The organism is Campylobacter concisus (genome assembly GCF_003048775.2).
Taxonomy (GTDB): Bacteria; Campylobacterota; Campylobacteria; order Campylobacterales; family Campylobacteraceae; genus Campylobacter_A; species Campylobacter_A concisus_I.
Genome location: NZ_CP049272.1, coordinates 1,258,474 through 1,282,707, shown reverse-complemented (window position 1 = coordinate 1,282,707; position 24,234 = coordinate 1,258,474). Strand labels below are relative to the sequence as shown.

The 24,234-nt window shown below is 38.3% G+C and carries 28 protein-coding genes; 19 read left to right on the top strand and 9 right to left on the bottom strand.

What is annotated here, in order from left to right:
- Positions 1 to 3: 3 nt before the first annotated feature.
- Together CVT17_RS09455 and rpsO are read right to left on the bottom strand one after the other, a co-directional pair.
- Complete coding sequence (locus CVT17_RS09455) at positions 4 to 2,283, bottom strand: molybdopterin oxidoreductase family protein (RefSeq protein ID WP_307781498.1); 2,280 nt, start codon at positions 2,281 to 2,283, stop codon at positions 4 to 6.
- A 394-nt stretch (positions 2,284 to 2,677) separates the two neighbouring features.
- The gene (rpsO, locus tag CVT17_RS06430; RefSeq protein WP_004317763.1) at positions 2,678 to 2,950 is read right to left on the bottom strand and encodes a 30S ribosomal protein S15; all 273 of its coding nucleotides are present in this window, start codon (positions 2,948 to 2,950) and stop codon (positions 2,678 to 2,680) included.
- A gap of 146 nt (positions 2,951 to 3,096) precedes the next feature.
- Here rpsO and CVT17_RS06425 point away from each other — a divergent pair, with 146 nt between their 5' ends.
- The 7 genes from CVT17_RS06425 to CVT17_RS06395 are packed head-to-tail and all read left to right on the top strand — an operon-like array spanning position 3,097 to position 9,601.
- A complete protein-coding gene (locus CVT17_RS06425; protein ID WP_072594593.1) occupies positions 3,097 to 3,501 on the top strand; it encodes an RrF2 family transcriptional regulator in 405 nt (134 codons plus the stop codon).
- Between the two features lie 2 nt (positions 3,502 to 3,503).
- Positions 3,504 to 5,696 (top strand): flagellar biosynthesis protein FlhA, encoded by a 2,193-nt coding sequence (gene flhA / locus CVT17_RS06420; protein WP_107770138.1) that lies wholly within the window; start codon positions 3,504 to 3,506, stop codon positions 5,694 to 5,696.
- Between the two features lie 9 nt (positions 5,697 to 5,705).
- Positions 5,706 to 6,731: a DHH family phosphoesterase gene (locus CVT17_RS06415; RefSeq protein WP_107858896.1), complete on the top strand. Its 1,026-nt coding sequence runs from the start codon at positions 5,706 to 5,708 to the stop codon at positions 6,729 to 6,731.
- Complete coding sequence (locus tag CVT17_RS06410; protein ID WP_021089755.1) at positions 6,728 to 6,955, top strand: hypothetical protein; 228 nt, start codon at positions 6,728 to 6,730, stop codon at positions 6,953 to 6,955. The genes CVT17_RS06415 and CVT17_RS06410 overlap by 4 nt, the downstream gene beginning before the upstream one ends.
- A gap of 9 nt (positions 6,956 to 6,964) precedes the next feature.
- On the top strand, positions 6,965 to 7,375 hold the full coding sequence (locus CVT17_RS06405; protein ID WP_107858897.1) for a tetratricopeptide repeat protein: 411 nt from the start codon (positions 6,965 to 6,967) through the stop codon (positions 7,373 to 7,375).
- 16 nt (positions 7,376 to 7,391) lie between these two features.
- Positions 7,392 to 8,321, top strand: coding sequence for an aspartate carbamoyltransferase catalytic subunit (locus CVT17_RS06400; RefSeq protein WP_107858898.1), 930 nt, complete (start codon positions 7,392 to 7,394; stop codon positions 8,319 to 8,321).
- A 2-nt stretch (positions 8,322 to 8,323) separates the two neighbouring features.
- On the top strand, positions 8,324 to 9,601 hold the full coding sequence (locus CVT17_RS06395) for a dihydroorotase (RefSeq protein ID WP_107858899.1): 1,278 nt from the start codon (positions 8,324 to 8,326) through the stop codon (positions 9,599 to 9,601).
- Positions 9,602 to 9,688: 87 nt separating this feature from the next.
- On the opposite strand, the gene CVT17_RS06390 is transcribed toward CVT17_RS06395, so the two are convergent.
- The 4 genes from CVT17_RS06390 to CVT17_RS06375 are packed head-to-tail and all read right to left on the bottom strand — an operon-like array spanning position 9,689 to position 12,644.
- Positions 9,689 to 10,978 (bottom strand): M28 family peptidase, encoded by a 1,290-nt coding sequence (locus CVT17_RS06390; protein WP_107858900.1) that lies wholly within the window; start codon positions 10,976 to 10,978, stop codon positions 9,689 to 9,691.
- A gap of 16 nt (positions 10,979 to 10,994) precedes the next feature.
- Positions 10,995 to 11,252 (bottom strand): heavy-metal-associated domain-containing protein, encoded by a 258-nt coding sequence (locus CVT17_RS06385; RefSeq protein ID WP_107770142.1) that lies wholly within the window; start codon positions 11,250 to 11,252, stop codon positions 10,995 to 10,997.
- Positions 11,245 to 11,568, bottom strand: a complete 324-nt coding sequence (locus tag CVT17_RS06380) for an aryl sulfotransferase (protein ID WP_107770143.1) — start codon at positions 11,566 to 11,568, stop codon at positions 11,245 to 11,247. The genes CVT17_RS06385 and CVT17_RS06380 overlap by 8 nt, the downstream gene beginning before the upstream one ends.
- Complete coding sequence (locus CVT17_RS06375) at positions 11,565 to 12,644, bottom strand: transglutaminase-like domain-containing protein (protein ID WP_107858901.1); 1,080 nt, start codon at positions 12,642 to 12,644, stop codon at positions 11,565 to 11,567. Before CVT17_RS06375 ends, CVT17_RS06380 begins: the two co-directional genes overlap by 4 nt.
- Before the next feature lie 93 nt (positions 12,645 to 12,737).
- On the opposite strand from CVT17_RS06375, the gene CVT17_RS06370 reads away from it, so the two are divergent.
- From CVT17_RS06370 to CVT17_RS06355, 4 genes are all read left to right on the top strand, one after another.
- Positions 12,738 to 12,905: a hypothetical protein gene (locus CVT17_RS06370; RefSeq protein ID WP_002942642.1), complete on the top strand. Its 168-nt coding sequence runs from the start codon at positions 12,738 to 12,740 to the stop codon at positions 12,903 to 12,905.
- A 1-nt stretch (position 12,906) separates the two neighbouring features.
- Complete coding sequence (gene cmoB / locus CVT17_RS06365) at positions 12,907 to 13,776, top strand: tRNA 5-methoxyuridine(34)/uridine 5-oxyacetic acid(34) synthase CmoB (protein ID WP_230853330.1); 870 nt, start codon at positions 12,907 to 12,909, stop codon at positions 13,774 to 13,776.
- 8 nt (positions 13,777 to 13,784) lie between these two features.
- Entirely contained in the window at positions 13,785 to 14,318 is a 534-nt protein-coding gene (locus CVT17_RS06360) for a thioesterase (protein WP_107770146.1), read from the top strand.
- A 196-nt stretch (positions 14,319 to 14,514) separates the two neighbouring features.
- The gene (locus CVT17_RS06355; protein WP_107770147.1) at positions 14,515 to 15,813 is read left to right on the top strand and encodes a porin; all 1,299 of its coding nucleotides are present in this window, start codon (positions 14,515 to 14,517) and stop codon (positions 15,811 to 15,813) included.
- A 150-nt stretch (positions 15,814 to 15,963) separates the two neighbouring features.
- On the opposite strand, the gene CVT17_RS06350 is transcribed toward CVT17_RS06355, so the two are convergent.
- Positions 15,964 to 16,566 (bottom strand): MBL fold metallo-hydrolase, encoded by a 603-nt coding sequence (locus CVT17_RS06350; protein ID WP_107770148.1) that lies wholly within the window; start codon positions 16,564 to 16,566, stop codon positions 15,964 to 15,966.
- Between the two features lie 120 nt (positions 16,567 to 16,686).
- On the opposite strand from CVT17_RS06350, the gene CVT17_RS06345 reads away from it, so the two are divergent.
- From CVT17_RS06345 to kdsB, 6 genes are read left to right on the top strand one after another with little or no spacing between them, the layout of a single operon-like run.
- Positions 16,687 to 17,424, top strand: coding sequence for an NAD+ synthase (locus CVT17_RS06345; RefSeq protein ID WP_107858902.1), 738 nt, complete (start codon positions 16,687 to 16,689; stop codon positions 17,422 to 17,424).
- 10 nt (positions 17,425 to 17,434) lie between these two features.
- Positions 17,435 to 18,565 carry a DegT/DnrJ/EryC1/StrS family aminotransferase gene (locus CVT17_RS06340; protein WP_084109354.1) on the top strand — a complete coding sequence of 377 codons (1,131 nt, stop codon included), beginning with the start codon at positions 17,435 to 17,437 and terminating at the stop codon, positions 18,563 to 18,565.
- On the top strand, positions 18,558 to 19,478 hold the full coding sequence (locus CVT17_RS06335; RefSeq protein ID WP_107770149.1) for a tetraacyldisaccharide 4'-kinase: 921 nt from the start codon (positions 18,558 to 18,560) through the stop codon (positions 19,476 to 19,478). Before CVT17_RS06340 ends, CVT17_RS06335 begins: the two co-directional genes overlap by 8 nt.
- Before the next feature lie 50 nt (positions 19,479 to 19,528).
- On the top strand, positions 19,529 to 19,843 hold the full coding sequence (gene cutA, locus CVT17_RS09600; RefSeq protein ID WP_107770150.1) for a divalent-cation tolerance protein CutA: 315 nt from the start codon (positions 19,529 to 19,531) through the stop codon (positions 19,841 to 19,843).
- The gene (gene thrC, locus CVT17_RS06325; RefSeq protein WP_107858903.1) at positions 19,840 to 21,303 is read left to right on the top strand and encodes a threonine synthase; all 1,464 of its coding nucleotides are present in this window, start codon (positions 19,840 to 19,842) and stop codon (positions 21,301 to 21,303) included. The genes cutA and thrC overlap by 4 nt, the downstream gene beginning before the upstream one ends.
- Entirely contained in the window at positions 21,300 to 22,013 is a 714-nt protein-coding gene (gene kdsB, locus CVT17_RS06320) for a 3-deoxy-manno-octulosonate cytidylyltransferase (RefSeq protein WP_107858904.1), read from the top strand. Before thrC ends, kdsB begins: the two co-directional genes overlap by 4 nt.
- A 103-nt stretch (positions 22,014 to 22,116) precedes the next feature.
- On the opposite strand, the gene CVT17_RS06315 is transcribed toward kdsB, so the two are convergent.
- Both CVT17_RS06315 and CVT17_RS06310 read right to left on the bottom strand, forming a co-directional pair.
- On the bottom strand, positions 22,117 to 22,290 hold the full coding sequence (locus tag CVT17_RS06315) for a hypothetical protein (protein WP_021091517.1): 174 nt from the start codon (positions 22,288 to 22,290) through the stop codon (positions 22,117 to 22,119).
- Positions 22,291 to 22,536 carry a DNA-binding protein gene (locus tag CVT17_RS06310; RefSeq protein WP_072594609.1) on the bottom strand — a complete coding sequence of 82 codons (246 nt, stop codon included), beginning with the start codon at positions 22,534 to 22,536 and terminating at the stop codon, positions 22,291 to 22,293. It abuts the gene before it with no gap.
- Positions 22,537 to 22,882: 346 nt separating this feature from the next.
- Here CVT17_RS06310 and CVT17_RS06305 point away from each other — a divergent pair, with 346 nt between their 5' ends.
- Together CVT17_RS06305 and grpE are read left to right on the top strand one after the other, a co-directional pair.
- Positions 22,883 to 23,677: an HrcA family transcriptional regulator gene (locus tag CVT17_RS06305; protein ID WP_107776503.1), complete on the top strand. Its 795-nt coding sequence runs from the start codon at positions 22,883 to 22,885 to the stop codon at positions 23,675 to 23,677.
- Positions 23,674 to 24,216 (top strand): nucleotide exchange factor GrpE, encoded by a 543-nt coding sequence (grpE, locus tag CVT17_RS06300; protein ID WP_107858905.1) that lies wholly within the window; start codon positions 23,674 to 23,676, stop codon positions 24,214 to 24,216. The genes CVT17_RS06305 and grpE overlap by 4 nt, the downstream gene beginning before the upstream one ends.
- The last annotated feature ends 18 nt before the right edge of the window (positions 24,217 to 24,234 follow it).

The window sequence follows — 24,234 nt, the reverse complement described above, 5'->3', positions numbered from 1 at the left end:
AATTTACTCATTTATCGCTGCGTTTCCGTGATGGTGGAAGTCATCGTAGATGATTTTTGAAGTTTGGAATTTTATGCGTTTTAGTTCGCGAACTCGTAAAAATTCTTCTTCATCGATCTTTTTGATCTGAATAGCTGCTTTAAATGTCGGAGTCTTACTGATGTAGTCCCAGCCACTGCTTGTTAGCTCATTGCAAGAGCTCTCCCAGTAGTGGAAAGTCATCTGGATGATGCCATCAGGCACGATGTCTGTTACTTCAGCTTTTACGACGATGTAGCCGTATCTACTCCATGCTTTGATGAAGTCGCCTTGTTTTAAGCCATATCTTGCTGCAAGTGCTGGATTCATCTCGGCGATAGGTCCGATACTATCTCCACCCTCTTCGATCGCTCGTGAGCGTCTTGTCATAGTGCCAACGGTGTATTGATAGACCTTTCTAGTGGTTAGAAGCTGTATCGGATACTCATCGTCAGTCTTTTCATCGACTGAGCCAGCCATGATAGGATACTCAGGCGACATATTCATCTTCTTAGCAAACTCAAGTTTTGCGCTCTCGATCTTATCGGCCTTATCCACAAAGAGGCATGGCACAAAACGACCCTTGCCATCAGGTGTGAAAAATTTCTTATCAAGATACAAGCTCTGACCGCCCATATCATCTTCGTTTGGACATGGCCAGTGAAGTCCGTGATACTTTTTGATACGGTAATAACTCATGCCACCATATCGTCTAGGGTCGCATTTTCTAACTTCTTCCCAAATTTCTTCTGGTGAGTTGAAGTTAAAGCCCTCTGTTGCACCTAAACGACGTGCGATCTCACAAACGATCCACCAGTCTTGTCTAGCATCGCCTGGAGGTGTGATGACTGCTTCATTGTGCTGTACGCGGCGTTCTGCGTTTGTATAAAGTCCTTCTTTCTCGCTACTTGCAACGCCAGGAAGTATGACGTCAGCTTTTAGTGAAGTCTCAGTTAAAAATAGATCTTGCACGACGTAGAAATCAACATGAGCGATACCTTTTAAGAAGTGGTTTGTATTTGGCTCAGAGATGACTGGATTTTCGCCGATAGTCCAGAAGAAATGTACTTTGCCATCAAGGATCGCATCAGGTACTTCGGTTTTATGAACGCCTATTTTTGAGCTCAAAAATCCAGGTTCTAGGTGCCACATTTTTTCAAACCAAGCTCTTTGCTCTGGATCAGTTACTGAGCCAAGATTTGGGAAGATATTTGGCAAAACACCCATGTCACAGCAGCCTTGAACGTTCTCTTGGCCTCTTAGTGGTAAGTCGCCTGTGCCAAGCTCGCAGATGTTGCCGGTGATCAAGAATAAATTTGACACATCGCAAACTCCGCCAACGCCGTGGTTAAAGTGAGTTACACCCATGCCGTGAGTGATGACAGCTGGCTTTGTGGTAGCGTACATTCTAGCAGCCGCTCTGATATCCTCTGGATTTAGCCTTGTGTATTTAGCCACGACCTCTGGAGCATAGTCTTTTACAGCTTCTTTGACGTACTCAATGCCTATTGTGTGATCTCTTACAAATTCCTCATTTACAAGGCCTTCTTCGATGATAGTATAAAGAAGTGCGTTGATAACTGGGATGTTGTGCTCAGGCTCTAGTTGTAAGTGAATGTCAGCTCTGCTTGCAAACTCGGTCTTAATAGGATCAATAACGATCAGTTTAGCACCGCGGTTTAGCGCTCTTTGGATGTGCATAGCTGCGATTGGGTGGCCATTTTCTGGATTTGAGCCTATCATTAATATACAGTTACTATAAGTGCCAATCTCTGTAAAGCTATTTGTGGCAGCTCCGTTTCCGATTGTTTTAGCAAGTCCTGCTACTGTCGGAGCGTGTCAAATTCTAGCGCAGTGGTCGACGTTATTTGTACCAATTACAGCGCGCATTAACTTTTGAGCGACATAGTTGTCCTCAAGCGTACAGCGTGCTGAGAAATTTCCGGCTAATGCGTCTGGACCATATTTTGCCTTGGTCTCTTTCATTTTTTCTACGACAAGATCAAGCGCCTCATCCCAGCTAGCTTCCTCAAAATCACCATCCTTTGAAAATACGCCATTTTTCTTTCTAATTAATGGTTTTGTGAGTCTATCTGGACTTGCAACGTAATCCCAGCCATAAAAGCCTTTTAAACATAAATTTCCTTGATTGACTGGATTGTCTTCAACGCCAGTGGCGGCACGAACGACATTGTTTTCCACATGCAAGGTTACTTGACAGCCTGTCCCACAATAAGGACAGATGACTTTGCCTTCTTTCATCATTTTCTCCTTTGCTATGCAATATATGCATATTTTTATATGGATAATATTAGTAGTCAGATTCTTAATCTTTAATAAAAATTCTTTATCTATAAAAATAAATTTCTAATTTAAGCTAAAATTAATTTACTTCCAATAAAGTCAATTATTTAGGGATTTTAAAATTTATTTAAAATTGATAAATTTATTATAAAAGAAATAAAGATATAGAGATTTAGCTTTTTATATAAAATAAAGAAATTAATTCTAATTTTACTTTATTTAAAAAGGTTAATCATATTGTGAGTAGATAAATTAATACTAAAGATAGAAAAATTTTAAAATTGAGCTGTAAATTTTGAATAAAAAATATGGATAAAGGAAATTTAATAAGGAGAGCAGATCGCTCTCCGATGGATTATTTATCTCTTAAGCCAAGCTCAGAGATTAGTTTTGAATATGTAGTGTAGTCTTTGTTTTTAAGATACTTTAAAAGTCTTTTTCTTTGACCAACTAGTTTCAAAAGACCTAAACGTGATGAAAAGTCTTTTTTGAAAATTTTAAGGTGTTCTGTAAGTTCAGTTATTCTAGCTGTTAAAAGAGCTATTTGAACTTCTGGAGAGCCTGTATCTCCCTCTTTTCTAGCGAATTTCGCAACTATTTGAGCTTTTTTAGCCGAATCCAAAGCCATAATGACCTCCTGATTGGTGAATTTTGGAAGAGCGATTATATCATTTAAAACATAAAGTTAGATAAAACTACGCTTTTTAAAAATTAATGAAAAATGCAGTAAAAATTTAATAAAATTAGGGCTATTTAAAGATTTAAGGAAGATAAATGCTTTTTACAAAGGCAAGCGAATACGCTCTACTTTCACTTATTTTAATATCTCAAAAATCATCTCCAGTTGATGTTGATACGATCTCAAATGAACTTAAAATTTCAAAAAGCTTTTTAGCCAAAATTTTACAAAATCTTGCAAAAGATGGAATTTTAAAGTCGTTTAAAGGGGCAAATGGCGGTTTCGCGCTAAATAACGAACCTGAAAATTTAAGCATAAAAAAGATAATAGAGTGCGCTGAAAAACGTGAACTTAACGTCTTTGAGTGCTCATCTTCTGCGGATGGCTGCCCGTCAAACAAAGCCTCGAGCTGTCAAATTTGGTCGATGTTTAGCGGTCTTCAAGGCAAGATCGACGAGATGCTTGATGCGATAAAACTAAGTGACATCGTTAAGAAGTAAAGTTGGCAAAGCAAAAAAATAACATCTTAACTCTTGTTGCGCCGTTTCTTGCGCCAATTGTTAAGTTTAAAAGTCTTAGCATCGTTGGTATCATTGTTGCCATCCTTGCTATCATCATCGTACCGCTTCCAAGCACGGTGCTTGACTTTTTCCTGGCACTTTCGATCTCGATTTCTGTGCTTATAATTTTAATTTCGATTTATGTGCCAAAACCAACCGATCTTAGCACATTTCCGACACTGATCCTTATCGTTACGCTTTTTCGCCTCTCGCTAAATATCGCAACCACGCGTATGATCTTAAGCGAAGGTCACAACGGCCCAGAAGCGGTCAGCGAGATCATCTCAAGTTTTGGAAATTTCGTCGTTGGCGGCAACTTTGTCATCGGCACCATCGTCTTTTGCATCTTGGTTCTCATAAATTTTATGGTCGTAACAAAGGGCTCAACCCGTGTAAGTGAAGTGCAAGCGCGTTTTACACTTGATGCGATGCCAGGTAAGCAAATGGCGATAGATGCGGACCTAAATGCAGGCCTGATTGACGAAAAAACAGCGCGCGAAAGACGTCAAGCCATCATCGGCGAAGCAAATTTTTATGGCGCGATGGATGGTTCGTCTAAATTTATAAAAGGTGACGCCGTCGCTGGCATCATCATCACTATCATTAATATCATCGGCGGCTTTGCTATCGGTTCGTTTCAGCATGGCCTTGATATGGCGACATCTGCTCAGTATTATACGATCCTAACTATCGGCGATGGCCTTGTGAGTCAGATCCCAGGACTGATCACATCAACAGCGACTGCTATTATCATCACAAGGGCTAGCAAGGACGATGAGGACTTTGCAGAAGGTACGTTAAATCAGCTATTAGGGGATTATAAAACCTTACTGATAGTGGGCTTCATACTATTTATGTTTGCCCTTGTTCCTGGACTTCCAACCCTTTCTCTTGGCTTTATAGCGCTGCTATTTTTGGGGCTTGGCTACATTATCAAACAGACCAAAGATGGCGGGCTAAATTTAAGCCTTGCGTCAAAAGACAAAACAGCTTCTAAAAAAGCTGGAGCCGCTACGCAAGGTGGAGCAGGAGCAGCTGCTAGTGGTGCCACTACTAAGGTTCCAAAGAAGAGCGACGAAGAGATCGCAAGAGAAGAAGAGACAAAGATAAATGACATCTTGAAGCTTGAAATTTTAGAGCTCGACCTAGGATATGGCCTGCTAAAGCTAGCTGACGTGGATCTCATTGAGAGAATTCGTGCTATGAGGCGAAATATTGCTTCAAGTCTTGGTTTTTTGATGCCAAAGATAAGGATCCGCGATAACCTTCAATTACCGCCAAACGAATACCGCTTTAAGCTAAAAGGTATCGTGATCGGTCAGGGTGAAATTTATGCTGATAAATTTCTAGCGATGGATAGTGGCCTAGTTAGCGAAGATATCGAGGGGATTCCGACAAAAGAGCCAGCTTTTGGGCTAGACGCTCTTTGGATCGATGCTAGCGTCAAAGAGGACGCCATACTTAGCGGCTACACGATAGTTGATCCTGCAAGCGTCATCTCAACGCACATGAGTGAGCTTATCAAGCAAAACGCAGCTGAGCTTCTAACTCGCCAAGAGACGCAAAATTTATTAGACAAACTAAAGATCGACTACCCAGTTGTGGTCGAGGATACGCTAAGGATCGCACCTATAAATTTGATCCAAAAGGTTTTAAAAGCGCTGCTTAAAGACAATATCCCGATCAAAGATCTGCTTAGCATACTTGAATCAATTAGCGACATCGCCGAGGTTAGTAAAAACCTAGACATGATCATCGAGCACGTGCGTGCAGCGCTCTCACGTGTCATCACTTCGCTTTATGTCGATGAGAAAGGTCAGCTAAATTTTTACATTTTAGATAGTGCTGCGCAGCAAAAGCTTATGGACGCGGTGCAGTATAAAGATGGCGCGTATCATCTTATGATAAATGTGGCTCAAACTTCATCGATCGTTCAGGCTCTAAGACATGAAAAAGAGAAGCGTCCGATGAGCCAGCACGGAGAGATGGTACTTTGCGTGGAGCCAAGCTTGCGCAAATTTATAGCAAATATCTGTGCAAATTTTGCCATCGACATCGTGGTGCTAAGTTTTGCTGAGATCTCGGCAAATACGCCATTTGAAACGGTTGGCGTCATAGAAATAGAAAATTTATAAAGGAAAACGATGAAAATTTATCACCTCTCGCACACCGATCTTGACGGATACGGCGCGCAATACATAACAAATTTTTACTTCAAAGATGTGAAATTTCTAAACTCAAACTACGGCAGAGAGATAGATGATAAATTTGCTCAAATTTTAACTGAGATAGATGCCTCAAATGATGATAAAAACATTATCTTGATCACCGATCTAAATTTAACTCTAGCTCAGTGTGAGAGCTTTACTGAGATGATAGAGGGTAAAAATATAAAGCTATTTTTGCTAGATCATCACCAAAGCGGTGCCGAGTGCGCGAACGCTTATGCTTGGTACTTTTTAGATAGTTCAAGGTGCGCCACAAAGATCACTTACGACTTTTTTGCAGGTATTTTTGGCAAAAACAAAGAGCTTGAAATTTTTAGTGACGTCGTAAATGCCGTGGATATCTGGCTAAAAGATGATAAAAATTTCGAAATGGGCAAAGTTTGCTTAGGACTTGTTGCAAATGCTAAAGAGATAAACAAGGTGATGTTTGAAGCTGAAAACAACCTCTATATGGATCATCTATTAAAAGAAGCTAGCAAATTTCTTAACGAAAAAAACGACTATATCGGGCTTGACATGCAGGTGCATGCTATTAAAAAGTCATTTTTCAAAGAGGATAAAGACGATACGCTAAGCAATCTAATCTCAAACTACGTCGTAAAAAAACTTAGTGAAAATAAAGAGAAATTTAGCATAAACTATAAAGATCATAAAGGAATTTTAACTTACAATATCGGCAATGTTTCGGTTATCGGTAACGACTTTTTAGTGGTAAATCCTGAATTTGACTTCTTTATCGATGTGACAAATAAAAAAACGCTAAGTTTTCGTGCAAATGGCAAGCTTGACGTTAGTGCCATGGCAAAACATCTAGTTGGTGGCGGCGGACACGTGAACGCAAGCGGCGGACTATTTGCAAATTTCAAAGATGGCTTTAGCTACGAGCCGATCAAGGCGCAGATAGTTGATCTAATAACTAAAAAAACACAGGAGGAAATATGAAAGAAGAAGAGGTGAGCGTAGAAGAACTTAGCTATGAGCTTAGTATGGTGCTTGAGGCGATGTTCTACTATGCTGGAGTAAAAAAAGACAAACTTGAAGAGGCGGCAAATCTTTATGTTGAGTGCATCGATGATGCGTTAGAAAATTCTGATGCTAGCGGTAGCGACGAGGTCATAGAGATAGTTGAGTATATGAAAAAACATCATTCAAAATTATTTAAATAAGGAAAGAAAATGAAGAAAATTTTAGTTTTAGTGGCAGCGGTTTTTGCGTTAAATGCTATGACAAATGAAAATTTAGACAAAGCAAATGAGCTTTATGCAAAGAAAAATTTTAACGAGGCCTATCTTGCTTTTAATAAAGCATGCGGCGAGGGCGAGAAAAAAGCTTGCACGATGAATGCGATCATGCTATTTAACGGCGACGGCGTAGCAAAAGATAGAGCTCAGGCTGAGAAAATTTTTACAAAAATGTGTGACGAAAACGAAGGCATGGCTTGCGAAAAACTAGGCGAAATGATCGCTTATGGTCTTGTAAAAGATAAAGACGCAAACGAAGCAAAGAACGAAGAAAAAGCAAAGGCTTTATTTAAAAAAGCTTGTGATAACGGCTACCAACCAGCTTGCGACTTCCTAGCAAAATAAATTTAAGAGGCTTAAAATGGGCTACAAACATAAAGATTTGATAGGAACTAGAGAGCTTAGCAAAGAAGAAATTTTATATTTTTTAGAGGCGGCGAAAGAGTTTAAGGAGCTAAATTTAAGCCAAGTGAAAAAAAATGACTATCTTCGTGGAAAGACCACGATCAACGCATTTTATGAAAACTCGACAAGAACTAGGACATCCTTTGAGATTGCAGCAAAGAGACTTGGAGCTGATACGATAAATTTCAGCTCATCAAGCTCAAGCGTGACAAAGGGCGAGAGCCTAAATGATACGATGAATAACATGGCTGCTATGAGAACTGACATCATCGTGCTTCGTCATCCAAGCTCTGGAGCGGCAAAATTTGCAGCTGATAGAACAGAGGCTAGCGTCGTAAACGCAGGAGACGGCACAAATGAGCACCCAAGCCAAGCTCTGCTTGATCTTTTCACACTAAGAGAGCATGGTAAAATTTTAGATAAAAACCTAAATGTGGCGATCATCGGCGACATCGCTAGAAGCCGCGTGGCAAGGTCAGACATCTGGGCGATGAAGAAATTTGGCATAAATTTAAAGCTCTTTGCGCCAAGGATGATGATGCCAAAAGATGCTGAGGTCTTTGAGTCTAAAATTTGCAAAAATATGGAAGAAGCCTGCGAGGGCAGTGATGTCATCATCATGCTTCGCATTCAGCTAGAGCGCGGCGGTGCGGACGTGGCATTTCCAAGCTCGAGGGAGTACTCGAAATTCTTTGGACTAAATAAAAACAGGATAAAGCTAGCAAAACACGACGTGATCGTACTGCATCCAGGACCGATAAATAGGGGCGTGGAGCTAAACTCAGATGTGGCTGATGGCACGCACTCAGTCATACTAAATCAAGTTGAAAACGGCGTTGCTATAAGAATGGCGATACTAAATACGCTTGCAAAAAATAGGGGCTAACGATGAAAATAGCAATAATTAACGGCACTATCGTAAATAGCGACGAGAAATTTAAGGCAAATATCTTAATAGAAAACGGCAAAATAGCCAAAATCGGAAGTGAGAAATTTGAGGCAGAGAAGGTCATCGACGCCACAAATAAGCTCGTCATGCCAGGACTTATCGACATGCACGTGCATTTTCGCGATCCTGGTCAAGAGTATAAAGATGACATCATCTCAGGCTCGCAGGCGGCCGTGGCTGGAGGAGTGACCACCTGCCTTTGCATGGCAAATACAAACCCAGTAAATGACAACGCCTCGATCACAAGGGCGATGATAGAAAAGGCTAAAAACTGCGGACTGATCGATCTTTTGCCAATCGCTGCTATCAGCAAAGGGCTTGGTGGCAACGAGATCGTTGAAATGGGCGATCTTATAGAAGCTGGCGCAGTTGCATTTAGCGACGATGGCTTGCCAGTGACTAGCTCAAGCGTGATGAGAGCGGCGCTTGAGTATTCAAGTATGTTTGGTAGCTTTTGCATAAGCCACTCAGAGGACTGCTCACTTTGCAGACAGGGCGTCATGCACGAGGGCAAGGTCTCAGCCATACTTGGACTTCGCGGCATGGCGAGAGAGAAAGAGGAGATCGCAGTTAGCCGTGATATGCTGCTTGCAAAGCTCACTAAAGCGCACATTCACATCGCTCACGTAAGCTCGGAGTACTCGCTAAAGATCATCGAAATGGGCAAAAAAGAGGGCATAAACATCACTTGCGAAGCCACACCACACCACTTTAGCTTTAGCGACGATGAAATTTTAAAAAATGCCTACGATACAAATTTCAAAATGTCACCGCCACTTCGTGAGATAAGCGACGTAAAAGCGGTAAGAGAAGCGCTAAAAAGCGGACTTATAGACGTTATCGCGACCGATCATGCCCCACACCACACAGATGAAAAGATAGTGGAATTTGACAAGGCGCCATTTGGTATCATCGGACTTCAAACTCTTGTGCCACTCACTCTTAAGCTCGTAAATGAGGGCGTTATAAGCTTAGAGCGCATGGTGGAGCTAACATCTACAAATGCAGCTAAGATGCTAAATTTAAAAGATAAAGGCAGGCTTGCTGAGGGCATGCTAGCTGACATCGCGGTGATAGATCCTGAGATCGATTACGTTTATGATGAAAAGATAAACCGCTCAAAATCTATAAATTCTCCACTCTTTGGTAAAAAACTAAAAGGCGCAGCGACTACCACGATAAAAAGTGGCAAGATCGTTTATGAGTTTGGGAAATAGTCTAAAGTTGCTCGCACTTGCGGGCAAATTTGCTTTAGATGCTTTGAGATATAAAATTTGCTAGAAATTTCTAGCAAATTTTACTTTTTATGAGTTATATTTTTTAACGATACCGCGAACTACTTTTTCTATAAAAAGCGCAGATTCAACCTCGCAGCATTCTCTTGTTGAATGAGGTGAGTGGATGTTTGGTCCTATTGAGCAAGCACTAAGACCCGCTTTTTTCTCCAAAAGTACGCCACATTCAAGTCCAGCATGAACGGCTGTTATCCTTGCATTTGGCTTATAAATTTTTAGCTCTTCTAAGATATCGTTTGCAAATTTATCATTTATAGGCTTCCAAGCAGGGTTTCTATCTTTTGCGATGACGCTAAAGCCAAGTGCTTTTGCAAGCTCAGAAATTTCAAATTCCATCCTATTTAGCCCGTCTTTACTCATTGACCTTGCAAAAAACTCCACTTCAAGTGTGCCATCATCTTTGATCTTTGCAAGTGAGAGGTTTACGCTATCTTGTGGTATGCCTAGCTCGCAGTTATAGGCTCTTACGCCTTGTGAAAATGAGTTAATAAGAGCTAAAATTTTCTCGCCATTTTCTAAAATTTCATCGCCAGTACCAAGCTTTTTCACGCTTAAATTCTCACACTCACTTTTTAGCTCTTTATCGCTTAGAACCAGTGCGGTTGCGCCACTTGGGATAGAGTTGCTTCGCTCGCCACCTTCAAATTTGACAAGCTTACAGCCATTTTTAGTCACAAATGCCGCTAAAACCTTGATCGCATTTGGGATATTTTTATGTATCTCGTTGCCAGAGTGTCCGCCAGGAAGCCCACTTACTTTTACTTCATAAAGCGTGCCCTCTTTTGTCTTTTTGCTATTAAGCGAGATAGTGGCAAATAAATTTACACCGCCAGCGCAGCCGATAGTGACTCTATCGTCCTCTTCGCTGTCTAAATTTAAAAGCTTATCGGCTTTGAGATCGCCACTAAAGCCAGTGGCCCCGATCATGCCAACTTCTTCGTTGTTTGTAAAGAGGCACTCTATGTCATCAAATTCGCTTATCATCTGCATCATGATAGCTACGCCTATACCGTTATCTGCGCCTAAAGATGAGTTTTTAGCCCTCATGTAGCCATCATCGCCGTAAACTATTTCGATCTTTGGAGCATCGCCCATACAGACCATATCGTAGTGGCTTTGCAAGCAAATTTTTGGCTTGCCTTTAAACGCATGAATGTTGCCAAAGCTATCGACTGCGACCTCACAGCCCCTATCTTTTGCATAGCTAGCTAGAAAATCACGCATCTTATCGGTCTCATAACTGCAGTGTGGTATCGCAGCAAGTGTCTCAAATTTCGTTAAAATTTCACTCTTTGACATATTTGCCTCCGTAGATTTATTTTATCTCGCCCTTATAGCCAGTCGCATCGACTGCTTTTAAAAGCTCTTTTTCATCGACCTTATCATCTGCTATAACGACAGCTTTTCGCTCTTTTAGCGATACATCTGCCTTTTTTACGCCATCAACGCTAAGAGCAGCCTTTCTTACTATCGCCGTGCAAAGCGGACAGTGCATGCTAGGCACTAAAATTTCTATCTTTTTATCAGCGTAGCTTGCTGCTACTAAAAGGGCTAAAACTAAAATTTTACGCATAAATTTCTCCTAAAAGCTCTGGGTATGTAAGGAGTAAAAGCAAAATCACTCCAAAAAGTATATATATAAGTATCCATTTTTTCTTTTTGTAGCTTAGGTTGCAGCTTTTTGGCTTGTAAAATAGACTAATTCCTGAAATCACAAAGCAAATGACGGCTATAACGCTTAAAATAGTGCGGTACTCGTATAAATTTTGCGTCCAAGAAAGAAATGAAAATGATGTGCCAAAAAGCAAAAAAAGAAGCGCTGGCAAGCAGCACAAGGTAGCACCGATGGCGCTACCTATGGATGTGAGTATTAGCCAAAAGGCTCTCATTTTAGCTCTGTTGAGACGTAGTCGTAGCTAAATTCTTTTGGCGAATAATAATTTTGTGTGTTGCCATCGACTTCAGCGTATGGGTAACCGAAGTTATTTAGTGGAGTTTGCTCAGGCTCTGGTTTTAAGATAAAGTCACGTCCGTAGTTAAAGCCTATCCAGCACATCTCCCAGTTACCAAAACAAAAGTCTCTAACAGCTACGATCTTAGCGTCATCATTTGTTAATTTCTCACCCAGTCTCACCTTTGTGACGTCAGCTGGATCAACAGGTATCCAACCATAGCCCTTTAGGTAAAACTCGGCCCTGCAGTGCTGTCCGCCTGAAATTTTAGCTACGCCATCTTTTGCGCTACCCATTTGATCTGAAAATCTAGACTGACCAACTCTGATACCAAAAATTTCTCTTGCTGGAATACCAACTGATCTGCAAAGTCCAACAAAAACTGAGTTTATGTCGGTGCATTTGCCAACTAATTTGCCACTTTCTAGGATGGCTTTAACGTCGCCTGTGCCACATCCAAGGATGCTGTTATCGCGCTGCATAGTGTTTGCAACCCACGTGTAGATCGCTTTTGCACGCTCCAAGTCGCCTTTTAAATTTCCAACTATCTCTAGCGCTTTTGCTCTTACGACGCCGTCAGTTGGGATGTGTGAAGTTGGTTTTAAAAACTCCAAAATCGCAGGATCAACCTTCTCATTTGGATCGTAATTTACCTTGCTAAAGTCAGTGTTACGCTCTGTTGTTTGAATTTTAAACTGCACATTTAAGATAGGTCTTGGCTCATTTTCTTCAAAATCAGCATACATTGTTGGTATTAGCGTATCTGAAATATAGACGTTTTTAGCGGTTGTGTTTATGACGTAGTCTTTGGTTAGTTGCTGATAAGTGGTGCTTAGTGGGAGTGGTAACCAAATTTTTGAGCTTTTGCCCTTTTCAAGCAGCTGGTGTTTGAAATTTACGTCGAAATTTCTAACCACTGGGTTTGCTGGCTCGTCGCTAGCTAGAGTTACACTTGGAAGCAGACTCGCTGCACCTAAAAAACTACTGAATTTAAAAAAATCTCTTCTTTGCATAAAATGCCTTTTTTGCTTAATATTAGCCAAACTTGGCTCTAAAACTGCCTGCTATTCTAGCATAAAATTTTTATTTATGATAAAATCCGCCACATGAAAAAGATTATATTTTTAGGCTTTATAGCGCTATTTTGCAATGGTTGTCTTTATATGAACGAGCGTGGAGTTTCGACTCAATATTATAATGATTGTAAAGAGTATTATGACGCGACTGGCACCTACCAAAAAGAGTGTCCGCACAACATCGTCGACTGGAAATAGCGTGGATCTTAGCAAATTTAACGAGCAGCAAAAGCAAATTTATAATAGGATAGAAAATTTAGCAAATTTTGACTGCGAGCTTGAGCTAAAAGATAGTGTAAATGTGAAATTTAAAAATTTAGACCAAGCTAAAAAAGATGAAATTTTTGATCTCGCCCTTAGCCTAAAGCCTTGGCGAAAAGGGCCATTTGAAATTGATGATATATATATAGATAGCGAGTGGCAAAGTTTTATTAAATTTAATATCCTCGCCCCGCATCTAAATTTAGCTGGCAAAAGCGTGGCTGATGTGGGTTGCAACAATGGATATTATATGTTTAAGATGCTTGAATACGCCCCAAAAAGCATAACTGGCTTTGATCCTAGCGTGCATACATATTTGCAGTTTAAATTTTTAAACAAATTTATCCGCTCAAATATCGCTTATGAGCTTCTTGGCGTCGAGAGTTTGCCAGAGTTTGGAGCGAAATTTGACACCATTTTTTGCCTTGGTGTCATCTATCACAGAAGCGATCCTATCAAGATGCTAAAAGAGCTAAAAACCGCACTAAATCCTGGAGGAGAGCTATTTTTAGATACTATGTATATTGATATGGAGGGTGACTTTGCGCTAAGTCCAAAGGATAGATACTCAAAAATTCCAAATATCTACTTTGTGCCTACCCTCTCGGCACTTCAAAACTGGTGTGAGAGGGCTAAATTTAGGGATTTTACCTTACTTGAAACAAAGGCGACTGATCTAAATGAGCAGCGAAAAACGCAGTGGATAGATGGTGAGAGTCTTGAAAATTTCTTAGACCCAGATGACAGTACTAAAACCATCGAGGGCTACCCAGCGCCAAAAAGAGCATATGTTAGAGTTAAAATTTAAGGATAAAAATGGCAGAAGAAAATATCTATGATATAAAAGATGAATCGCAAATAATCTTACCAGAAGATGAAAATCCATTAAGAAACGAGATCAAAACCGCTCCACTTACAAAGCTAAATTTTAGTGGAACGGCATTTTTACTTGAAAAAAATCACGCAAAGACTAGATTTTTTACTACAGATGATATGGTATGCGATACTGAGGGGCTTATTCATAGTGGGTTTATTTTTATGGGCGCAAATCATGCTGCCCTTTTAGCTATTAATGAAGAATTTTGCGTTAGTATCGGAGCTAGGATAAATTTTTTTGGACCGCTAAAGCTTGGTGACGTGGTGGAATTTGACGCTCAAGCAAGATTTGAAGAGAGCAGAAAAAGAGAAGTAAAAGTGCTTGGATACGTTAAAGATATAAAAATTTTTGAAGGAGTATTTCAACTTGTCACACTTGAAGAGCATATCTTCTTGGCTCAACAAAAAAATATCCAAAAAGAAGCTGCTATAAGGCAGAAAAAAGAACGAGAAGAAGCTAAGACTAATAGCTAAAAGTAAGTAAGAATTTTTGATTTTTTTATATTTAATCCAAAATAAAACGAAATTTTAAAAAGACAATCTTTATCTCATTATCCTATTTTGGTAAATAATTGGTAATATTTTTTAAAATTTTAAGAAAAATTAAGCAATAAAATTAATTTTTCTATGATAATATCCTTTCAAAACTTTTTATCAAAAGGAGATTTAGATGAAAATTACAAAAGTTAGCTTAGCTGCTTTGGTTGCTTTAGGTGCATTTTCAAGTGTTGCAAGTGCAACTCCACTTGAAGAAGCTATAAAAAATGTAGATCTTTCAGGATTTGCAAGATATCGCTATACAAACGATCGTTTTAAAAACACTACTACATACAATACTCAAAAGTCAAGTCTTGCTGGTCATGCATATAGAATGCAAACATCATTCAAGGCTGCTATTGATGATAATTTCTTTGGCGTATTAACACTAAGGTATGCTTCAAAAGACGGTTCTGGTGATAATAACGGAATTACTTATAGCAATAAATACGATACGGTTATTGGCGGTGGTACTGACAAAACAAATACAACTGACACATTTGGTGTTTACGAGATGTATCTAGGATACAAAGTATCTGATACTACTATCACAGCTGGTAAACAACTTATCAAAACATTCTATGATGATGGTGATATAGCAGCTACAGGTCTAAAAGTAGTAAATACTGATGTAGCAGGTCTTAGCTTAACAGCTGCAGCGTACGATGCTATAGAAGATAACACTGATGAAGTGGATGGACCATTACTAACTACAATTAGTGGCACCTCAAAATTCCATAATGCTCCAGGCAACCTTTACTATCTAGGTGCAGTAGGTAGCTATGACCCTGTATCATTCAAAGCTGCTATTGCAAATCTTCAAGATATAGCTACACTTTATGGTGCTGAGGCTGCTGTAAGCTTTAATGTGACTGATGATATAAACCTAAACTTAAAAGGTCAATATGTTCATAATGATTCAGACCACAAAGAAGTAGCTGATGCTGACTTCTGGGCAGTTCAAGCTGGCACAAAATTATTTGGTGCTAAACTTAATGCTGGTTACTTAGATTTTGATGCTAAAAATAAAACTAGCGATGCTAAAAATAGCAACAAAATTTCATTTGTAACTCTTGATGCAAATGGTCAGCTTATCAACCCAGCTAAGATCCTAAATGGTGCAATGGCTAGCAGTAAGCAATTCTATAATAACATCAAAGGCGACAACAACTACTGGTTTGTTAACGCTGGATACGATATAGATAAATTTGGCTTTGGTGCTGGATATACTAAAGGCAAAGGATACAGCAATGGTCTATATGTTCTTGCCGATAAAGATAAAGCAAAAAGAAGCGAATGGTATCTTGATGCTAGCTACAAATACAGCAAAAAACTTACATTCCTTTCTTGGTATGCAGCTGCTAAAGACAAAAAAGATGGCGAAAGCTTCAAGCAAGATCGTATAAGATTTGAAGCAAAATATAGCTTCTAAAAACCTTTTATCCGAGCGAGTTTTCGCTCGGACTCTCTTTAATTTTTAATCCTTTAATATCAATAATCCTAGAATACACATAGTCAATAAAAACAGGCAATAAACTCAAATTTTTTCTAATAAATAAAGTTTGTCTTGCAGCATATGACTCTAACTATTTTTAACAAGACCTACCCAATAATCAATATTGTCTTGCTCGCTCTTTAGCATACTACTTTCGCCGTGTCCTGGACAAAGTGTAAAGTCGTCATCAATTAGTTTGCATTTTTCTAGGCTTTTGAGCATTTCATTTTTATCTGAAAATGGAAAATCCCAGCGCCCTATGCTGCCTTTAAATAAGAAATCTCCGCTAAACATCACGTCATCTATCTCTATCATCGAACAACCTGGCGTATGTCCTGGAAAGTGGTGAAATTTAATGTAAAAATCATCAATCTGGAAATTTTCATCGTTACTAACTAAAACATCTGGCTTAAATACACTTTTCATATAGCCAAAAATGTCATTTTCACACATAAAAGCGTCAAATTTATTAATATAAACCGGAATTTCTAGCTCATCTTTTAACTTACCAGCATCAAAAATATGATCAAAATGCCCATGAGTACAAAGGATGGCTTTTAAATTTTTGGCATTTTGTAAAACCCATTCTTTTGCCCCATCTCCTGGATCTATCACTATAGATGAGCTATTTTTTGTAACAATGTAACAATTAGTGCCAAAATCTCCAAAACTTTTGTGTATTACTCTCATTTTTTACCTTAAATTTATTATTTCTTAAAATTTTACATCTTTTTACTTAAACTTAAAGAAAAATTTTAAATTCACTTAGTATAATTTTTGCAAAAGGAAGCAAATCTAGGCAAAGGAAGAATGAAGGAGTATCAAAAGATCGAAGAAACTTTAGTTTTTAGCTTAAAAGATAAAACTAAAGATAAAAATTTGTTGTTGGGCGTTAGTGGAGGTATTGATTCTGCTGTGGTAGCGACTTTGTGTGCAAGAGCAAAACCAAATGAAACTTATGCACTCATCATGCCAACAGCATCATCAAACAGACAAAATATGGATGACGCCTTAAATTTATGCGAAAAACTAAACATAAAATATAAGGTTTTATCCATAGAGGGTATTTTAAATGCCTTTTACGAAACGATAGATGTAAATTTAAGCAATTTAAGAAAAGGGAATTTAGCAGCTAGAGTTAGAATGAGCTTGCTTTATGATTATTCATCTAGTATAAACGCTCTAGTTATCGGAACAAGCAATAAAAGTGAGCTTATGCTTGGATACGGTACGATATTTGGGGATTTGGCATGTGCGATAAATCCTATCGGAGAGCTTTACAAAAGTGAAATTTTTGAATTTGCAAAACATCTTGGGGTTGATAAAAATTTTATCAACAAAGCACCTTCGGCTGATTTGTGGGATGGTCAAAGTGACGAAGGTGACATAGGTTACAGTTATGCTGTTATTGATGAGATTTTAGAAAATTTAGAAAATAACAAGGAGCAAGTCATCAAAAAGTTCGGATTAAAAGCAGTATCGGATATAGAAAATAGAGTTGTTTCAAACAGGTTTAAACGACAAATGCCGTTGATAGTGAAAATTTAAAGGATTAAAGATGAGAGAGATTCCGTTTTATAGACCAACTATCACTGAGCGTGAAAGTGAGCTTATTGAGGAGGCTTTGCACTCTGAAAATACTACTAATATCGTTGCTAGATTTGAAGAGAAGTTAAAAGAGTATTTTGGTGCAAAATTTGTAGTTACCACAAATAATATCGCAGCCGCACATCACTTGGCACTAAGTGCGCTTGACACTAAACGCGGAGATAAGGTCATTTGCTCTATAAATGCCTTTCCTAGCATTGCACAAGCTGTTAGACATTTTGATGCTGAACCTATTTTTGTGGATGTTGATGAAGAAGATTTTAACATCTGCCCGGACGCCCTTGAGAAAGTGCTAAAAGAGCAAAATCACAAAAAATTAAAATGTGCTTTTATCTCTCATATCGCAGGTCAAAGTGCTAGGATGGATGAGATAACGGCGGTTTGTGAGAAATACGGTGTAAAAATTTTAGATGATGCAAATCGTGGTATGGGACTAACATACAATGGTAAAAAAGTTGGTTCAGACTCCTTTTTGTCATGCTTTCAGACACATTCGCGTGTACAAAATCCTATATCAACGGTTGGATTTTTTACGACAAATGATGAGGAAATTTATAAAAGAGCAAAACTACTTCGCAACTATGCTCTTGTAAATGGCATTGATAAATTTGGTAGCTTGAGTTATATTTATGATGTCGTTGATATTGGCTTAAAGTATGATATAAACTCGATAAATGCAGCATTTTCTATTGCGCAGCTAGAAAGAACAGATAAACTCATACAAAGAAGACAAGAGATCGCAAAAATTTATGATAAAGAGCTTGGTGAGTGCCACAATATAACAATCCCTGTCAAAAAACGCGAGCACATTTATACTCAGTATATTATTAAGATAAATAAAAATCGTGATGGCTTTGCTAGAGAGCTTTTGGAGCACGGCATTCACACATCATTGCACTACATACCGATACATTTACTAAGTTATTACAAAAACAAATACTCACTTAAAGTAAATGATTTTCCAAATGCTTTAAAAAATTATCAGCAAGTATTGTCACTGCCTATTTATCATAGTCTAAGCGATGAAGAGGTGCAATACGTCTGCAACAAAGTAAAAGAAATTTCTAAAACTCGTGTTTAAGAAATTAAATATTTTCTTGCATGCTTGGGCGAATGAATATTTTTTTCGCCCAAATTTCTTTCAAATTTTACTGGCATTTTTACTTTTACCACTAAGCTTTATCTATTTTTTTATTGTAGTTCTTAAGAAATTTACTGCTAGAAAAATAGACTTTGGCATAAAGGTAATAAGCGTGGGAAATTTGACACTTGGAGGAAGTGGTAAGACCCCGCTTTGCGTGGCAATTGCTAAAAATTACGAGGGCGCTTTTATTATTCTTAGAGGTTATAAAAGAAAGAGCAAAGGTATGCAGGTTGTCGCTCGTAACGGCGAAATTTTACTTGACGTAGCAGCAAGCGGCGATGAAGCGATGATATATGCTACAAGCCTTAAAAATGCAAATGTAATAGTAAGCGAAGATAGGAAATTAGCCATAGAGTACGCCAAAACCCATGGAGCGAAGTATATTTTGATGGATGACGGGTTTTCTAAATTTGACATAGCTAAATTTGACATCTTGGTGCGTCCAAACCCAGAGCCAAGACTAAAATTTTGCTTACCAAGCGGGGCTTATAGATATCCATTTAGCTTTTATAAATTCGCTGATTTTATAGCGATCGAAGGGCAAACTCATTTTAGAAAGAGTGAAATTTTAAATAAAAGCGAAAAAATGGTACTAGTTACTGCCATAGCAAACCCAGCCCGCCTTGAAGCGTTTTTTAGCGAGTGTGTGGGACAGGTCTTTTTCCCTGATCATTATGATTTTTCAAAAGATGAACTAAGTGAAATTTTGCAAAGTTACGGTGCCACCTCGCTTTTGATGACGCAAAAGGACTATGTAAAGGCAAAAGATTTTGGTTTGCCAGTATCGCTTATCACGCTTGAAGTTACGCTAAGCGAGGAGTTTCAAAAGGTTTTAGAGCGACAAATTTAAGCCCATTTTGTTATAATGAGCCACTTTTTAAAAGGAAAATTTAGATCAAAATGAGAATTTTAATCACCTCAGTCGCAAAGAAAAAAGAGGCAAAAAAACTAAGCAAGAGGCTCGTAAAAAAGGGCTTTGCAGCTTGTGTAAGTAGCTTTAGCGCAAAAAGCATTTATCTTTGGCAAGAGAAGCTTTTTGGTGAAAAAGAGCAAATTTTACTCATAAAAACGGACGTGAATTTTAAAAAAGTAGCTAAATTTATAAGAAAGCACCACAGCTACGAAACCCCAGAAATTTTGGCACTTAAGCCAAAAGAGATCTTTAAAAAATATGAAAAATGGATAAAAAAATCAACCAAAAAAGGCAAAAAATGAGACTAACACCGACAAGAAGCGTAAAAGATGAAAAGATAAAAAATGTAAATTTAAGCACAGCCATGCTTAGTCCAAGCTCCGCTCATGGCGGACTTTACGCGCCAAAAAAGCTACCAAAGATCACGAAGGCAAAGTGGCAAGAGCTCTCAATCCTAAGCTACGAAAAGCTCGCACTTCACATCATCTCACTATTTAAATTTGAAGTGCCAGAGGCCTTTTTCAAAAAAGCCCTCAAGAGATACGCAAGCTTTGATGATCCAAAGCATCCAGTCATTTTTAAAAAAATAGATAAAAATTTATATGTAAATGAGCTATATCACGGCCCAACTAGGGCATTTAAGGATATGGCGCTTCAGCCTTTTGGCTCACTTCTTAGCCAGCTAGCCAAAGAAAGAGGCGAAAAATACCTTATCATGTGTGCAACTAGCGGTGATACAGGTCCTGCGACACTTCAAACCTTTGCAAACGACGAAAACATCAAGGTCGTCTGCCTCTATCCAGATGGTGGCACGAGCGAGGTGCAAAAGCTGCAAATGCAGACCATACAAGGTGAAAATTTAAAGGTTTTTGGCATAAAAGGCGACTTTGACGACGCTCAAAGGGCGCTAAAAACGCTGCTTGCAAACGATAAATTTAAGGCTGAGCTGAAGAAAAAGCACCTTAAACTAAGCGCAGCAAACTCGGTAAATTTTGGCAGAATTCTCTTTCAGATCATCTACCACGCCTACGCCTACGCAAATTTACTAAAGCAAAAGGTGCTTAAGGCAAACGAGAGCTTTGACATCATCGTACCAAGTGGAAATTTCGGCAACGCACTTGGGGCGTATTATGCTAAAAAAATGGGCGCAAGGATCGGTAAGATCAAGATCGCCTCAAACACAAACAACATCTTGACGCAGTTTTTCACCACCGGCGTTTACGATCTAAGGGACAAAAAGCTGGTTAAGACGATAAGCCCAGCCATGGACATTTTAATAAGCTCAAACGTCGAGCGCTTGCTGTTTGATAAATTTGGAAGCGTTAGAACTAATGAGCTCATGCAAAGCCTAGCTAAAAATAAATTTTATAAGCTTAGCAAACAAGAGCTTGAAGCGCTAAAAGAGGACTTTGAGGCTAGCTGGTGCGACGACAAAGAGTGCGAGGCATATATCGCAAAGCTCGCAAAGGACGGCTACGCGATTGATCCGCATACGGCTACTTGCTTTAAAATGGTGGATGCTGGCCGCATAAATGTCATCACATCGACCGCGCACTGGGTGAAATTTACGCCAAGCATGATCAAAGCGTGCCAGATAAAAGATACAAAAGATGAAAAAGATGCGCTGGCAAAGACTGCTAAAATCTTAAATGACAGCGTGCCAAGCTCGATAAACTCGCTATTTAGCGCAAAAATTTTACACAAAAATATTATAAAAGAAGACGAGATCGAAAAGTGCGTCTTAGAATGGATCGAGCGATGATAATTATACCAGCCCGCCTTGCCTCAACAAGGTTTAGTAACAAAATTTTAAAAGAGATAAATGGCGTGCCAATGTTTGTGGCAACGGCTCTTAGAGTAAGTGGCGTGGATGATGTGGCGGTTGCTGTGGATGAGCCAAGTGTGCTAGATATCGCCAAGGCCCACGGCATAAAAGCGGTACTAACTAGCAAAGATCATCAAAGTGGCACTGACAGGATAAACGAAGCAGCGCAAATTTTGGGTCTAAGTGAGAGCGAGATCATCATAAATGTTCAGGCTGATGAGCCATTTATTGAGCCTGAAAATATCGCTAATTTTAGGGCTTTTTGCGAGCAAAACAGAGAAAAAGCCTTTATGTTTTCTTGCTATAAAAAGATGGACGATGAGTTTGCGGATGATAAAAATTTAGTCAAAGTGGTGACTGATTTTGAGGGATATGCGCTTTATTTTTCAAGATCAAGGATACCATTTAACAGAATCGAGTGTAAAAGCTACAAAGCTCATCTTGGTATCTACGGATATAGTGTAAAAAGCTTAAAAGAGTTTTGTACTCTTGCCACTTCAAGCCTTGAAAATACCGAAAAGCTCGAGCAGCTACGCGCCCTAGAAAATGGTAAAAAGATAGCGATGCTAGAGGTTGAGAGCCAAAGTATCGGCATCGATAGTGAAGAGGACTACCAAAGAGCTCTAGCTAAATTTGGTAAAAAATAAGTCGGTAAATTCTCTTTAAATAACGTCAATATTTAAGGAGAATTTATCTAAATTATTAACCTTTAAAAGTACCAAAAAGTGTTTTTGCTCAAACAATATAAAACTAATTTTTCTTGATTTTTATTTTTTTAATTCTGTCTTTAACTACGTAAAATTTTAAAATTGCACTCGAGTAGAAGTCTTTATAGAAACCTAAAAATTTAGGCTCTTTCTTAGTGCAGATAGCTGCGAACACGCTCTCAAGGTCTATTCTCTCTTTTTGTGTCAAATTTTCCATCTATTTTCCTAATAACTTTCTCATCTTATTGATAACAAATAATATTTCATCGTCGTCAAGCTCACAAAGCAGTTTGCAAACTGCAGCAGCAGCTTGTGGCTTTGAGTTGCCAAGCCTCCAATCTTGATATGTTCTCATTGGTACACCAAGCTCTTCTGCCATTTTTGCTTGTGAAATTTTCTTACCGATATTTTTTGCCTCAACTGCATTGTGAAGCAAATTAAATATATCACTTGTTTCAATCATTAAAGTATTATACGGATTATTTTATTAAATATACATAAAACAATATATAAATAATAGAAATACGTATAAATAAATTAAAATATATTATAAATTATACTATAAAACATTACAATAGTACGTAAAAACGTATAAAAATATTAGAACGTAGAGGTAATATAAAAGACTTTTAAGTTTGTTTAATTGTTTTTGTAATTTTATTTTCGGAAAGGCTTATGCAATTAATATTAAAGAAGCTTAGTTATATAGACTAAAGATACATAAATAAATTATTTTAACTTAAATACTTGACATTGATAAACTAAAGTTGTATAATCCGCTTAGCAATTAAAAAGAAAGAGTGCTAAAAGTGAGTAAAACAAATAAACGTGATTTGATACTAAATTCTATCATTGAGGCTTATTTGCAGGATAATATGCCTATTGGTTCAAATGAGCTTGGCTCTCGTATGAGCGCCGCTATTCCGGCTTCTACGATACGCGTTTATTTTAAAAAACTTTCAGATGAAGGTGAGATCACAAAGCTTCACATTAGTGGCGGTAGAATTCCGACAATTGCTGCGATGAGAAGATATTGGAGTGAAATTTTTGCTATAAGTGATATAAATTTAGAGATAAATGACGCCGAAGGGCTGAAAAAACTATGTGATGAATTTGAGCTTTATTGTATGATTTTTGGCACAATCGATAATGAATTGCTAGAAATTTTAAATTTAAATAATAGGTATATGATCTTAAATTTTGGTGAAGATGAGATCGTTATTAAATTTGATGCTAGGATGTATAAATTTTTAAGTAATCTTGCTGGAGTTAGTTTAAACAAGCTTGAGCTTATCTGCTCTCAAGTTGGCTTAAGTGAACTAAAAAGCAAAATAAGAGAGCTTAAAAGGACTAAAATTTACTTCCAAGAAAACGAAATTTTAGCCTTTGATATGTTTAAAGATAGACGTTTTAAGATGGTTTTTGACCCAAGTTTTAGTCTGCAAATGGATGAAAAACTTACATTTTCTCCTATGTTTGATGAAAATTTTATGGGGCTTAAATTTAGTGCGAACTATCTTGGCAACGAAGCAAAGATGATCTGTGCTGGCAGTATTTATACTGACTATGTAAAATTTATAAATCTAATAAAGGAGGCTGCGTGAGCGAAGAGGTAAAAGAGCAAAACCTACCTGAGGTTGAGCCTGTGCAAGAACTAGCTAATGATAGCGTAAATTTGGACGCGCTTGGCGATATTTCAAAGGTTGAAAAACTTGAAAAAGAGCTCGGGGAGATAACCGATAAATATTATAGAGCAAATGCTGAGTTTGAAAATATCAAAAAGCGTTATGAAAAAGAGAAAACGGACGTTGCAAACTATGCAAATGAGAAATTTGCTAGGGACTTACTACCAGTCATTGATGCTCTTGAGATCGCTGCAAATTTTGATCCAGAGGATGATGAATTTGCTAAAAAGATCAAAGAAGGTATTTTGATAACTATAAATCAGTTTAAAAAATGTTTTGAAAAGCATGGCGTAAGCGAGATACCAACTGATACTGAGTTTGATCCAAGCGTGCATAATGCCGTTTTAAGGGTCGATAGCGAGGAGAAAGAGAGTGGTCAAATCGTACAAGCTTTGCAAAAAGGCTATATGATAAATGGTAGGGTCTTGCGCCCAGCTATGGTCAGTGTGGCAAACTAAATTTATAAAAATAAAATC

Coding starts and splice junctions, on each gene's coding strand:
- CVT17_RS06355 (WP_107770147.1), top strand. CDS start 14,515: ATGAAAATTACAAAAGTTAGCTTAGCTGCTTTGGTTGCTTTAGGTGCA.
- CVT17_RS06415 (WP_107858896.1), top strand. CDS start 5,706: ATGAAAATTTATCACCTCTCGCACACCGATCTTGACGGATACGGCGCG.
- CVT17_RS06390 (WP_107858900.1), bottom strand. CDS start 10,978: ATGTCAAAGAGTGAAATTTTAACGAAATTTGAGACACTTGCTGCGATA.
- CVT17_RS06360 (WP_107770146.1), top strand. CDS start 13,785: ATGGCAGAAGAAAATATCTATGATATAAAAGATGAATCGCAAATAATC.
- CVT17_RS06340 (WP_084109354.1), top strand. CDS start 17,435: ATGAGAGAGATTCCGTTTTATAGACCAACTATCACTGAGCGTGAAAGT.
- rpsO (WP_004317763.1), bottom strand. CDS start 2,950: ATGGCTTTGGATTCGGCTAAAAAAGCTCAAATAGTTGCGAAATTCGCT.
- CVT17_RS06345 (WP_107858902.1), top strand. CDS start 16,687: ATGAAGGAGTATCAAAAGATCGAAGAAACTTTAGTTTTTAGCTTAAAA.
- CVT17_RS06310 (WP_072594609.1), bottom strand. CDS start 22,536: ATGATTGAAACAAGTGATATATTTAATTTGCTTCACAATGCAGTTGAG.
- CVT17_RS06395 (WP_107858899.1), top strand. CDS start 8,324: ATGAAAATAGCAATAATTAACGGCACTATCGTAAATAGCGACGAGAAA.
- CVT17_RS06315 (WP_021091517.1), bottom strand. CDS start 22,290: ATGGAAAATTTGACACAAAAAGAGAGAATAGACCTTGAGAGCGTGTTC.
- CVT17_RS06405 (WP_107858897.1), top strand. CDS start 6,965: ATGAAGAAAATTTTAGTTTTAGTGGCAGCGGTTTTTGCGTTAAATGCT.
- CVT17_RS06385 (WP_107770142.1), bottom strand. CDS start 11,252: ATGCGTAAAATTTTAGTTTTAGCCCTTTTAGTAGCAGCAAGCTACGCT.
- CVT17_RS06425 (WP_072594593.1), top strand. CDS start 3,097: ATGCTTTTTACAAAGGCAAGCGAATACGCTCTACTTTCACTTATTTTA.
- thrC (WP_107858903.1), top strand. CDS start 19,840: ATGAGACTAACACCGACAAGAAGCGTAAAAGATGAAAAGATAAAAAAT.
- CVT17_RS06350 (WP_107770148.1), bottom strand. CDS start 16,566: ATGAGAGTAATACACAAAAGTTTTGGAGATTTTGGCACTAATTGTTAC.
- CVT17_RS06380 (WP_107770143.1), bottom strand. CDS start 11,568: ATGAGAGCCTTTTGGCTAATACTCACATCCATAGGTAGCGCCATCGGT.
- CVT17_RS06370 (WP_002942642.1), top strand. CDS start 12,738: ATGAAAAAGATTATATTTTTAGGCTTTATAGCGCTATTTTGCAATGGT.
- kdsB (WP_107858904.1), top strand. CDS start 21,300: ATGATAATTATACCAGCCCGCCTTGCCTCAACAAGGTTTAGTAACAAA.
- CVT17_RS06375 (WP_107858901.1), bottom strand. CDS start 12,644: ATGCAAAGAAGAGATTTTTTTAAATTCAGTAGTTTTTTAGGTGCAGCG.
- CVT17_RS06400 (WP_107858898.1), top strand. CDS start 7,392: ATGGGCTACAAACATAAAGATTTGATAGGAACTAGAGAGCTTAGCAAA.
- cutA (WP_107770150.1), top strand. CDS start 19,529: ATGAGAATTTTAATCACCTCAGTCGCAAAGAAAAAAGAGGCAAAAAAA.
- CVT17_RS06410 (WP_021089755.1), top strand. CDS start 6,728: ATGAAAGAAGAAGAGGTGAGCGTAGAAGAACTTAGCTATGAGCTTAGT.